Source organism: Bradyrhizobium sp. 190 (assembly GCF_023073415.1).
In the GTDB taxonomy this organism is placed as follows: domain Bacteria; phylum Pseudomonadota; class Alphaproteobacteria; order Rhizobiales; family Xanthobacteraceae; genus Bradyrhizobium.
On sequence record NZ_JADPJL010000023.1, the window covers coordinates 267,211 to 277,858 of the forward strand.

Sequence of the window (10,648 nt, forward strand, 5' to 3'; positions counted from 1 at the left end):
GATGGCATCCGAGCACACCGCCAAGGCATTTGACACCGATCTCCAGGAATTGACCCGTCTCGTCGCCGAGATGGGCGGCCTGGCCGAGCGCATGATCACCGAATCCGTCGACGCGCTGGTCCGCCGCGACGTAGCCCTCGGCAAGCGCGTCGTCGCCTCAGACGTCGAAATCGACCGCCTGCAGCACCTGATCGAGGAGCGCGCGGTGCTGACGATTGCGCGTCGCCAGCCGATGGCGATCGATCTGCGCGAAATCGTCGGCGCTATGCGCGTCGCCACCGATCTGGAGCGGATCGGCGATCTCGCCAAGAACATGGGCAAGCGCGTCGCGGCGCTGGAGAACGATTTCCAGCCGCTGAAGCTGATGCGCGGCCTCGAACACATGACCGACCTGGTGCAGTCGCAGGTCAAGTCGGTGCTGGACGCCTATGCGGCGCACGATCTGCCGGCGGCGATGGCGGTCTGGAAGGGCGACGAGGAAGTCGACGCCATCTGCACCTCGCTGTTCCGCGAACTCCTGACCTATATGATGGAAGATCCGCGCAACATCTCGTTCTGCATCCATTTGATGTTCTGCGCCAAGAACATCGAGCGGATCGGCGACCACGCCACCAATATCGCCGAAACCGTGTTCTACATGATCGAGGGACAGCAGATGCTCGACAAGCGTCCGAAGGGCGACATGACGACGTTTGCTACGACCGTACCCAACACTTGAGGAAAGTAGAATGAGCGCGCGCATTATGGTGGTCGAAGACGAGGAAGCGCTGACCACGCTGTTGCGCTACAACCTCGATGCCGAAGGTTATGATGTCGAAACCGTCGCCCGCGGCGACGACGCCGATACACGGCTGAAGGAGCGCGTGCCCGATCTCATCGTGCTGGACTGGATGCTGCCGGGATTGTCAGGTATCGAGCTCTGCCGCCGCCTACGGGCGCGGCCGGAGACCAAGCAATTGCCGATCATCATGCTGACCGCGCGCGGCGAGGAGAGCGAGCGGGTGCGGGGGCTGGCGACCGGCGCCGACGATTACATCGTCAAGCCGTTCTCGGTGCCGGAACTGCTGGCGCGGGTGAAGGGCCTGTTGCGGCGCGCAAGCCCCGAGCGGCTCGCCACCGTCTTGACCTATGGCGACATCGAACTCGATCGCGAGAAACGCCGCGTCGCGCGTTCGGGCCGCCAGATCGACCTCGGCCCGACCGAGTATCGCTTGCTGGAATTTTTCCTGGAGCATCCCGGCCGTGTCTTCAGTCGCGAGCAATTGCTCGACAGCGTCTGGGGCCGCGACATCTATATCGACGAGCGCACCGTCGACGTGCATATCGGCCGCCTGCGCAAACTGCTCAATCCCGGCCGCGAGCAGGACCCGATCCGCACCGTGCGCGGCGCGGGTTATGCGCTGGATGATCGGTTCGCGAAGGTGGAGCAGCAGTAGCTCCATCGTCGTCCGCACTGCCTAGTCGTCCCCGCCTAGTGCGCAATTGCGCACGGGGCACGGGGACCCATAACCACAAATCTTGATTGTTGAAAAACGCTGGAGCCCCAGCGGAGCATAACCATAAGCATTTGTGGTTATGGGTCCCTGCGTTCGCAGGGACGACGAACGATTTAGTTCGTAGCCCAGGTGGAGCGGAGCGCAGCCCGGGGAATGTCAGCCAATCGCGAGACCGTCCCGGATTTCGCTTCGCTCCATCCGGGCTACGATGAGATGTCGCTTACCTTGTCGGCTTCGGCTGCTGCCTCCGGCGATCCGCAGCCGGCTGATACGCCACGCGCGAGTGGTGCGCGCAGTAGGGCAGGCCCGAGAGCGCCTTGCCGCCGCAGAAGAAGAATTCCGGGCTCGAGGGATCGCCGACCGGCCAGTGGCAGGTCGCCTCGTTCAGTTCGAGCAGCGACAGCCGCTGGCTCATCGGCACCACGTTGTCGAAGGCGATCGGATCCGGCTCCATCTCGACCTCGAAGGCGTGCGCAAGCGCGGTGTTGCCGCGCGAGACCGGGCGCGACACCCGCATCATCTGCTGGGCCGGGCGTGCCTTGCGCTGCCGCGGGGCGGCCGAGGAGGGGCTCTTGGCGCGGCCGGACAGGCCCAGCCGGTGCACTTTGCCGATCACAGCGTTTCGCGTCACATTTCCGAGTTCCGCGGCGATCTGGCTGGCCGATAATCCGGCTTCCCAGAGCTTTTTCAGTTGCTCGACGCGATCATCGGACCAGGTCAATACCGTCATCGCATTCTTCCCTTCGCATCGCGCCGGCCAGTCAGGGGCAGCGCTGGCGACGTCATTCGTCTCAAAAATCCCTGCGGTCAGAATCCCTTAGCCCTCGCCGGGCGCGAAAACCGCGCCCGAACGTTTACGCTTGCACAAATGGACTCTAGGGATCAGAACTGCCGCACGAGATGTCGTACCCGACAGCCCAAACGCTACAATATGGCGTGACTCGGGCGCAAGAGTCCGAGCCCGTGCGTCCACATGTTCCGACATCTATGCATTGCACTGCGTGTTTTCCACCACACCGCAATCCTACGGATTTTGCCCTATCTTGCAGTGCAGGAACGGCGGCTTCGTGGCGTGTTGACAGCGCCCTCCGCCCACATAGAATACCTCTCACGTGCCGCCCTTAAGAGGCGGCACGTTTCGTTTTCGCCAGACCGGCTGCTGCCGCGTTCGCGCCGATGTACGCGTGTCCCCGGCCGGTCAAAACTTCAGTGATTTGCCATGACCAATAGCGCCACGTCGCATCTGCTCCCCGTCTTTGCCAGGGTCGATCTCGGCTTCGAAAGCGGCGAGGGCTGCTGGCTGACCGCCACCAATGGCGTGCGCTATCTCGACTTCACCTCGGGCGTCGCGGTGAATGCGCTGGGTCACTGCCATCCGCATCTGATTGCGGCGCTGCAGGAACAGTCGACAAAACTCTGGCACATGTCGAACCTGTTCAAGAGCCCGGATGGCGAGAAGCTTGCCGCGCGGCTGTGCGAGCAGAGCTTTGCCGACCTGGTGTTCTTTTGCAATTCCGGCGCCGAGGCGATGGAAGGCGTGATCAAGGTCGTGCGCCGCTATCAATTCTCCAAGGGGCATCCCGAACGCTATCGGCTCGTCACCTTCGAGGGCGCGTTCCACGGCCGCACTTTGGGCACGCTCGCCGCGACCGGCTCCGCCAAATATCTCGAAGGTTTTGGGCCGCCGATGGAGGGCTTCGACCAAGTCCCGCATGGCGATCTCGAGGCGGTGAAGAAAGCGATCGGGCCGCACACCGCCGGCATCCTGATCGAGCCGGTGCAGGGCGAGGGTGGCGTGCGCTCCGCGCCGCAATCCTTCTTCAAGGCGCTGCGCCAGCTCTGCGACGAGCACGGCCTGCTGCTGGCGTTCGACGAGGTGCAGACCGGCATGGGCCGCACCGGCGATCTCTTCGCCTACAAGCGCGTCGGCGTGACGCCGGATGTGATGTCGCTGGCCAAGGCACTCGGCGGCGGTTTTCCGATCGGCGCGGTGCTGGCGACCGCGGAAGCCGCAAGCGGCATGACACCGGGCTCGCACGGCTCGACCTTCGGCGGCAATCCGCTGGCGATCGCTGCCGCCAACGCCGTGCTCGACGTGATGCTGAAGCCCGGCTTCTTCGACCACGTGCAGAAGATGTCGCTGCTGCTGAAACAGAAACTGGCCTCCGTGGTCGATCGCTATCCCGCCGTGCTTTCGGAAGTGCGCGGCGAGGGGCTGCTGGTCGGCGTCAAGGCCGTGGTGCCGTCGGGCGATCTCGTCAACGCGCTGCGTAATGAGAAATTGCTCACCGTCGGCGCCGGCGACAATGTGGTGCGGTTCCTCGCGCCGTTGATCGTGACCGAGGCCGAGATCGACGAGTCCGTTCAGATGCTCGAGCGCGCCTGCATTGCGCTGTCGGGGCCGCAGTTGAAGAAGGCGGCGGGGTGATGAGTAAATCTGTCCGTCACTTCCTCGATATCAACGAATTGCCGCCGAAAGAGCTACGCAACATGCTGGCGCTGAGCGCCGACATGAAGGCGAAGCTCAAGACGCATGAAAAAGCCGGTAAGCCGCTCGAAGGCAAGACGCTGGCGATGATCTTCGAACGTCCCTCGACCCGCACGCGGGTATCGTTCGATGTCGGCATGCGCCAGCTCGGCGGCGAGGCCATCATGCTGACCGGCGCGGAGATGCAGCTCGGCCGCGGTGAGACCATCGCCGACACCGCGCGCGTGCTGTCGCGCTATGTCGATGCGATCATGATCCGCATCCTCAATCACGATGCGCTGCTGGAATTGGCCGCGCACGCCACCGTGCCCGTGATCAATGGGCTGACGCGGCGTTCGCATCCCTGCCAGGTGATGGCCGACCTGATGACCTTCGAGGAGCATCGCGGGCCGATCGAGGGCAAGACCGTGGCCTGGACCGGCGACGACAACAATGTGCTGGCGTCGTGGGCGCATGCTGCAGAGCGTTTCAAGTTTCAGCTCAATGTCGCAACCCCGCCGCAGCTCGCGCCGAACAAGGCGATGAAGGACTGGATCAAGGCGACGCAGGCCCCGATCGTGCTCGGCAATGATCCCGAAGCCGCGGTCCGCGGCGCCGATTGCGTCGTCACGGATACGTGGGTCTCGATGGGCGACAAGGACGGCGAACACCGCCACAACGTGCTCAAGCCCTATCAGGTCAATGCGAAGCTGATGTCGCTGGCCAAGAGTGATGCGATCTTCATGCACTGCCTGCCCGCGCATCGCGGCGAGGAGGTCACCGACGAGGTGATCGACGGCCCGCAATCGGTCGTGTTCGACGAGGCGGAAAATCGCCTGCACGCGCAAAAAGGCATATTGGCCTGGTGTTTTAACGAAGTGGCGTAGCTTTTTTCGTCGTCCCTGCGAACGCAGGGACCCATACCGCGTGATCTCTCGATTGTTGCAATGTGGTAGACGCCGTACTTCACGACGATGGCCGGTGGTTATGGGTCCCTGCGTTCGCAGGGACGACTCGTGGAAAGGATTTCGCTTCCTTCCAACCCCCTTCCGTTTTGCACCTTCCGACCCCAGATAAAGCGCCATGGATTCACAATCAGACATCAAAATCACAACCGAGGCGCCCGTTCGCGCGCCGTCGTCCGTTCCCGTCGATGACGCGGTGCTGCCGTTCGAGGTCGCAGAACTCGATCTGCGGGGACGGCTGACCCGGCTTGGCCCCGCGCTCGACGACATCCTGACCAAGCACGATTATCCGACGCCGGTTGGCAAGCTGCTCGGCGAAGCGATCGTGCTGGCGACGCTGCTCGGCTCGGCGTTGAAATTCGACGGCCGCTTCATCCTGCAGACCCAGACCGACGGCCCGGTGTCGTTCCTGATCGTGGATTTCCAGTCGCCGGATCGCCTGCGCGCCTATGCGCGCTATGACGCGAAGCGGCTGAAGGACGGCCAGGATACAGGCGCACTGCTAGGCAAGGGTCATCTTGCCATGACCATCGATCAGGGGCAGGACATGAGCCGCTACCAGGGGCTGGTGGCGCTCGACGGCGGCAGCCTCGAAGATGCCGCGCATGAATATTTCCTGCGCTCCGAGCAGATCCCGACCCGCGTGCGGCTCGCGGTCGGCGAGGAATGGCGCGGCGGTGACGGCGGAAAACACCGCTGGCGCGCCGGCGGCATGCTGCTGCAGTTCCTGCCCAAGGCGCCGGAGCGGGCGCGGCAGGCCGACCTGCATCCCGGCGATGCGCCTGATGGCGCGGTGACGCATTCCGTTGCCGAAGATGACGCCTGGGTGGAAGGCCAGTCGCTGATCGGCACCGTCGAGGACGTCGAACTGATCGATCCCGATCTCTCGGGCGAGCGCCTGCTGTACCGGCTGTTTCACGAGCGCGGCGTGCGCGTGTTCACGCCGCTGCCCCTGCGCGCGCAGTGCTCGTGCTCGCGCGATGCGGTGTCGGCCATGCTGAAGAGTTTTGCGCCGAAAGACCGCGCGGAAATGGTCAAGGACGACAAGGTGGTGGTGACCTGCGAGTTCTGCTCCTCGGTCTACCAGTTCACGCCGCAGGAAGCGGACGTGGAAGAATAGCGACCGTTTTGTAGGGTGGGCAAAGCGAAGCGTGCCCACCGTTCAGGACGAGTTTGTTGAAAGATGGTGGGCACGGCGCAACGCGCCTTTGCCCACCCTACTATTTCGCCGGGATATGACGGTCTAGCTCAACAACGTGCGGGCCTTGTTGGCCGCATCATAGATTTCGATCTGGAGCATCGGATAAGCCGACTTCAATTTCCGCACCGCCGTTTCGGCTGCCTCGGCGGTGTCAAACTCCGATTTGAAATGGCCGTCGACAACCGTCACGAAGCCATCGGTCGGAGGCCGGTCGGCTCGCATCGCTTTTTTCGGCTGGGGTTCGTCAATTGTGAGGACGGGTTTTTTCATCATGGGTTCTTTCGGGTTCGTTACGTCGTTTTGATCTGGAGCGTGGGGCCGGCCAGCCCGGACGGATGCAAGCAACGACTGGCTTTCGCAATCCTTGAAGACGGGCTTATGACACCGCCGAAGTCAGGGAAGCCATCGGCACGTCGAGTGTGTAGGCGAACCCGGTCGGCTCATAGGTTAGCCGCACGTCGCCCCGGAGCTGCCTGCCGAGCGTTTCGATGAGCCGTGTCCCGAAGCTGCGCTTCTGGGGCGGGCGGACTGCCGCACCGTTCGTCTCGGTCCATGTGAAATGCAGGCGCTGCGCCTGTTGATCCAATGTCCATTTTATGTCGACCCGCCCTTGCGGGACCGACAGGGCGCCAAACTTCGTGGTGTTGGTGCAAAGCTCGTTGAGCGTCATCGCGATGGCAATGACGGCACCGGATGCCATCCGGATATCGGGTCCCGAAATCGAGAATTTCGGCTGGTCGGGATTCTCGAAGGCTTCGGTGGCGCTGCGGACGATCGTGCCAAGGTTCGCGCTGCTCCATCTTGCCTGCAAAAGCAGATCGTGCGCTCGCCCGAGCGCAAGCAGCCGGCCTTCGATGGCGTGCTGCGCGTGCCTGGCTTCGGGCAGGTCGCGCAGACTCTGCGAGACGATGGCGCCGACGGTTGCGAGCGTATTCTTGATGCGGTGGTGCAGCTCCTCGAGGATCAGCTTCTGCAGCTTGTCGGCCGCCTCGCGCTCCCTGGCGTCGATGCCGGCGGTGGCCAGCAGACTCTGCGCATTGATCTCGGCCTGCGCGAGCAGTAGCCGCAGGCTGACATTTTCTGCCGCCAGTTCGTCTTGGTATGGGGATGTGCTGCTTGCGGGGCGCGGTTCCGTCCGGAGATCGGCTTCAGACATCACCGATTGTATCATCATAGGCTGGGTACCGCACTAATCTTCGGCGGCTGGGTTTCTGCCGCAATCACGCGAGTTGGGCCGTATTAGCCGCGAAAGGGCAGGCGTCTCAGGCGTGGCCGATCATGTCGCGCATTTCGGCTATCATTTCCCCGGCATTGAGCGGCTTGCCGATAAACCTGCTGCGGGGAGGAAGATCGAGGTGCGGCAGGTCCAATTGCCCCGATACCACGATGATCCTGATCCTCGGCCAACGTTCATGCACGGCATGCGCAAGTCCGACGCCGTCCATTTGGCCGGGCATCTGGATATCGGTGCACATCAGCGCGACGTCGGATCGGGATTCCAGGATGGCGACGGCTTCGGCGGCATCCAGCGCCTCGAGTGGCGTGTATCCGGCGTCTTCCACCATGTCGACCGCGCGCATGCGGAGCATCATCTCGTCCTCGACAATGAGAACGACGGCGGGAATGCATGAATGATCAAGTGCCATCATAAGGACGCTCGCGGGGAATGGCGCTCGACTTGGATAGGTGTTCATATGGGACAAGTATCTCGCTGCCCAAATGATCCCCGCTGGTTTAACAATGACACCAAAAGCTCGCCGCCAACGGACCAAGCCACCGTCATGCGGCCGGCGTGCCGCGCTTGCCGCAGAGCAGCTCGTGAAGCTCGGCGGCGTTCCGAAGGGCGATTGCTTTGTGAGTAGCCTCGGTGCGCTCTTCCCCTGGCGGCATCTCGCGAGCCTCGTCCAGAGCGATTACCGCCCTGGCGTCCAGATCGTGCGCTAGCGAGGATTGGGATTTAATCGGAGACCGGCCGTCCAGCGGTGAACCCGCGCTACGCTCGATCACCATTGAATAACCATCGCAGCGGCGACCAGCAGCACAAGAAAGATCGGCATCAGTACCGGAGGTACCAGCCACTCACGAAGATTGAATGCGGGGAATTTTGGCATATGACCGCCCTTTTGGTTGAGGCGGGAGCGCAACGCTCTCAGTCACCGATAACAGCCCGGGGCGCGCGATGATATCTCAGATATAGCGACTATCTGCCGAATAGCGAGGAGAATCGCAATTTGTTTTCTGGGGCCGCCCGGCAGGCTTGTAATGCGACATTGAGTAGCCATGTGAATGCCAGCGCCATCGTATTGCTTCAGCATCGCCGTTACGGCAGCGCGAAGCTTAGCCACGCTAAATCCTGTCAACGACATTGACCAACCGCACATCGCTTCGATGCGCGCGTCCCGAGCCATTGAACCAGGCCTCGAGACAGGTCGTGCGAAAGCTGCTGAGATGCGTGGTTCGTCGGCAGATAATCTGATCGGTGGCAATCCATGATTGAGTTTCCAAACCACAGTCGTTCATACGACCAAACCCGGCGAGCCGTGCGGTTCTGGGGGCACGACAGCGCGCTGGAAGCGACATTTTTCATAGACGAAGGCGCATTGAGGCGAATTCAACCAGATGCCCGCCCCGACGAGTCCGGTTTTCTGAACGCGTTCGATTGCAACCGCGATGTGATATGCGCGGCGGCCGCGAAGGTTTACGTCCGTGGAGGCCGAGGATCTTACGATCTGATTGCCGCAAATTTTTGAAACGAACACTTTTGATGTGATCAGCCGAGGCGACGTGGCAGACCGGGCGCAGGTACTCGTTCGTCGCGAACAGAAACTGCGAGCGATCAACCCCTGGAGGATGTCATGGATACGAGCTCAGCAACTTTCCTGGCCTGCGGAGCATTTTTCGCTCTCTCGTTCGTTACGATCGGGGCCTTTTGGTTCGCGGAACGGCTGCGAGGTGCAAACGCCCCTCACGTGTGAAAGCCGGCCAAGTTGCGCGCCGGATATCGGAGTGCCGGCTTGATGCGGCCGACCATCCGCGTCGAGCGATTTGAGTTTGCATTCGAAAAAAAAGCCGCGGAGAAATCCGCGGCTTTGCTCGTACTCAGACTGTTGTCGGCTTCCTCAGTAGCGATCGGTGCCGATGCCGACGCTGACGCCGGGGGCGCGAATGCCGATGCCGCCACCGTCCCCATAGCCACGGCGCTCGATATAACGCTCGCGACGGGGAGCATATCCATATGAATCATGGTGCTCACGGACAATGACACGGCGTTCACCGCGTTGGCGCCAGCATTGGCCTTCCTCATTGCAGACCATGCGGACGTTTTGAATGTTGCTCTCCGGAGCGACTGATACATTCGGCGAAAGCGGTGCTGCGGAAGCGGCCGTCACGAGAAGGGCACTTGCGCCGGCCGCCAGATAGATCGCGAGATTTTTCATAATGTCTCTTTCCAAAAGTAATTGTGTCAGGAAGCCAATAGGCTCGCAGGGCAATGGTTCCCGCAGCCGGCCCTTAATTGTCACCAATCGCACGAGATGAGTGTCGCCGATGCTGAAAAGCTTTGCGCCCAAGGACTGTGCCGACATGGTCAAGCACGACAAGGTCGGGGTGCCCTGCGAGTTCTGCTCCTTGGTCTACCAGTTCACCCCGCACGAAGCGGGCCCTGGAGGAGTAGGCGACCGTTTCGTAGGGCGGGCAAAGCGGAGCGTGCCCACCACCTATCCACGACATTGCTGCTGAATGGTGGGCACGCTGCGCTTTGCCCACCCTACAATTCACCGCCATTTCACTTGTCGGGCAAATCACCCAAAACCTGTCCAGCCCTCCTTGTAAAAATATTCCGCTTCCGCCGCAGGCCAAATCATCGGCATAACTCCGCCCGTCTCACGGCGGATGAGGGGCGCTCGCGATCGTCACGAACGCGCGGTGAGATGTGATGGACGCGGAAGGCGCGCTAGACGTACGCGCCTGACACGTACGGCGAAGTCGTGTGGTCCTGACGCCGCGGTGCTGGCGCTAAGTTTCACGGGGTTACCTCGTGGAGCGACGGTGGCAAGAAAGCCGTTCACCGGGGAGAGCTCGAAGTAAGCCGTAAAGCCATTGCGCAGGGAAGGCCGGAATGCTCCCGCTGCCCTGTATGCTCGTGTGCATTTTCTTTAGCGCAAATCGCACGCGAGACCGCGGGTGCAGCAAGCACCCGGTCTTCCCTGCGCCCTCTGACAAAGAGGGCGGCAAGTTCTCCAGCAAACCTCGGGCGCAATGCGCCGCGAGAACGCGAAGTCATACCTTGTATCGCGACTGCTTCCACGCCGTCGTCCCTGCGAACGCAGGGACCCATACGCCGCGGCGGATGTTGTCTTGCCAAAGATGGTGGCCGGCTTTCGTTCAACGATGGGCGGCGGTGGCTATGGGTCCCTGCGTTCGCACTAGCAGATGCACACATCGTGGCTGCGACGGAATGACTCGCTATGTTGATTTGGTCTTCCATGGTGACGAATTGCTGTGATTCTGTGTCTGGCAC

Annotated in this window: 11 protein-coding genes and 1 pseudogene; 7 read left to right on the forward strand and 5 right to left on the reverse strand. The window is 62.0% G+C overall.

Annotated elements, in window-relative coordinates; all coding sequences use genetic code 11:
* The first annotated feature begins 1 nt into the window (after position 1).
* Both phoU and phoB read left to right on the forward strand, forming a co-directional pair.
* A complete protein-coding gene (gene phoU / locus IVB22_RS16200) occupies positions 2–718 on the forward strand; it encodes a phosphate signaling complex protein PhoU (RefSeq protein WP_247518311.1) in 717 nt (238 codons plus the stop codon).
* A gap of 10 nt (positions 719–728) precedes the next feature.
* Complete coding sequence (gene phoB, locus IVB22_RS16205; RefSeq protein ID WP_247518312.1) at positions 729–1,436, forward strand: phosphate regulon transcriptional regulator PhoB; 708 nt, start codon at positions 729–731, stop codon at positions 1,434–1,436.
* Between the two features lie 280 nt (positions 1,437–1,716).
* Here the strand turns inward: phoB and IVB22_RS16210 are convergent, their stop codons facing one another.
* A complete protein-coding gene (locus IVB22_RS16210) occupies positions 1,717–2,226 on the reverse strand; it encodes a GcrA family cell cycle regulator (protein WP_214490251.1) in 510 nt (169 codons plus the stop codon).
* Positions 2,227–2,715: 489 nt separating this feature from the next.
* Here IVB22_RS16210 and IVB22_RS16215 point away from each other — a divergent pair, with 489 nt between their 5' ends.
* From IVB22_RS16215 to IVB22_RS16225, 3 genes are all read left to right on the forward strand, one after another.
* The gene (locus IVB22_RS16215; RefSeq protein ID WP_247518313.1) at positions 2,716–3,924 is read left to right on the forward strand and encodes an aspartate aminotransferase family protein; all 1,209 of its coding nucleotides are present in this window, start codon (positions 2,716–2,718) and stop codon (positions 3,922–3,924) included.
* Positions 3,924–4,850 (forward strand): ornithine carbamoyltransferase, encoded by a 927-nt coding sequence (gene argF, locus IVB22_RS16220; protein ID WP_247518314.1) that lies wholly within the window; start codon positions 3,924–3,926, stop codon positions 4,848–4,850. Before IVB22_RS16215 ends, argF begins: the two co-directional genes overlap by 1 nt.
* A 196-nt stretch (positions 4,851–5,046) precedes the next feature.
* The gene (locus tag IVB22_RS16225; protein WP_247518315.1) at positions 5,047–6,048 is read left to right on the forward strand and encodes an Hsp33 family molecular chaperone; all 1,002 of its coding nucleotides are present in this window, start codon (positions 5,047–5,049) and stop codon (positions 6,046–6,048) included.
* Positions 6,049–6,171: 123 nt separating this feature from the next.
* On the opposite strand, the gene IVB22_RS16230 is transcribed toward IVB22_RS16225, so the two are convergent.
* The 3 genes from IVB22_RS16230 to IVB22_RS16240 form a co-directional block, all read right to left on the reverse strand.
* Positions 6,172–6,402, reverse strand: coding sequence for a hypothetical protein (locus tag IVB22_RS16230; RefSeq protein ID WP_308200408.1), 231 nt, complete (start codon positions 6,400–6,402; stop codon positions 6,172–6,174).
* A 103-nt stretch (positions 6,403–6,505) separates the two neighbouring features.
* The gene (locus tag IVB22_RS16235) at positions 6,506–7,285 is read right to left on the reverse strand and encodes a sensor histidine kinase (RefSeq protein WP_247518316.1); all 780 of its coding nucleotides are present in this window, start codon (positions 7,283–7,285) and stop codon (positions 6,506–6,508) included.
* 106 nt (positions 7,286–7,391) lie between these two features.
* Positions 7,392–7,775 carry a response regulator gene (locus IVB22_RS16240; protein WP_247518339.1) on the reverse strand — a complete coding sequence of 128 codons (384 nt, stop codon included), beginning with the start codon at positions 7,773–7,775 and terminating at the stop codon, positions 7,392–7,394.
* An 843-nt stretch (positions 7,776–8,618) separates the two neighbouring features.
* Here IVB22_RS16240 and IVB22_RS16245 point away from each other — a divergent pair.
* Entirely contained in the window at positions 8,619–8,879 is a 261-nt protein-coding gene (locus tag IVB22_RS16245; protein ID WP_247518317.1) for a DUF1488 domain-containing protein, read from the forward strand.
* Positions 8,880–9,248: 369 nt separating this feature from the next.
* Here IVB22_RS16245 and IVB22_RS16250 read toward each other — a convergent pair whose 3' ends face one another.
* On the reverse strand, positions 9,249–9,566 hold the full coding sequence (locus IVB22_RS16250) for a hypothetical protein (RefSeq protein ID WP_247518340.1): 318 nt from the start codon (positions 9,564–9,566) through the stop codon (positions 9,249–9,251).
* A gap of 100 nt (positions 9,567–9,666) precedes the next feature.
* On the opposite strand from IVB22_RS16250, the pseudogene IVB22_RS41615 reads away from it, so the two are divergent.
* Positions 9,667–9,789, forward strand: a pseudogene (locus IVB22_RS41615) (Hsp33 family molecular chaperone HslO); the annotation flags it as partial.
* Between the last annotated feature and the right edge of the window lie 859 nt (positions 9,790–10,648).

Bases quoted from the DNA above. Each gene is read 5' to 3' on its own strand.
- phoU (WP_247518311.1), top strand. From the start codon at position 2: ATGGCATCCGAGCACACCGCCAAGGCATTTGACACCGATCTCCAGGAA.
- phoB (WP_247518312.1), top strand. From the start codon at position 729: ATGAGCGCGCGCATTATGGTGGTCGAAGACGAGGAAGCGCTGACCACG.
- IVB22_RS16210 (WP_214490251.1), bottom strand. From the start codon at position 2,226: ATGACGGTATTGACCTGGTCCGATGATCGCGTCGAGCAACTGAAAAAG.
- IVB22_RS16215 (WP_247518313.1), top strand. From the start codon at position 2,716: ATGACCAATAGCGCCACGTCGCATCTGCTCCCCGTCTTTGCCAGGGTC.
- argF (WP_247518314.1), top strand. From the start codon at position 3,924: ATGAGTAAATCTGTCCGTCACTTCCTCGATATCAACGAATTGCCGCCG.
- IVB22_RS16225 (WP_247518315.1), top strand. From the start codon at position 5,047: ATGGATTCACAATCAGACATCAAAATCACAACCGAGGCGCCCGTTCGC.
- IVB22_RS16230 (WP_308200408.1), bottom strand. From the start codon at position 6,402: ATGATGAAAAAACCCGTCCTCACAATTGACGAACCCCAGCCGAAAAAA.
- IVB22_RS16235 (WP_247518316.1), bottom strand. From the start codon at position 7,285: ATGTCTGAAGCCGATCTCCGGACGGAACCGCGCCCCGCAAGCAGCACA.
- IVB22_RS16240 (WP_247518339.1), bottom strand. From the start codon at position 7,775: ATGGCACTTGATCATTCATGCATTCCCGCCGTCGTTCTCATTGTCGAG.
- IVB22_RS16245 (WP_247518317.1), top strand. From the start codon at position 8,619: ATGATTGAGTTTCCAAACCACAGTCGTTCATACGACCAAACCCGGCGA.
- IVB22_RS16250 (WP_247518340.1), bottom strand. From the start codon at position 9,566: ATGAAAAATCTCGCGATCTATCTGGCGGCCGGCGCAAGTGCCCTTCTC.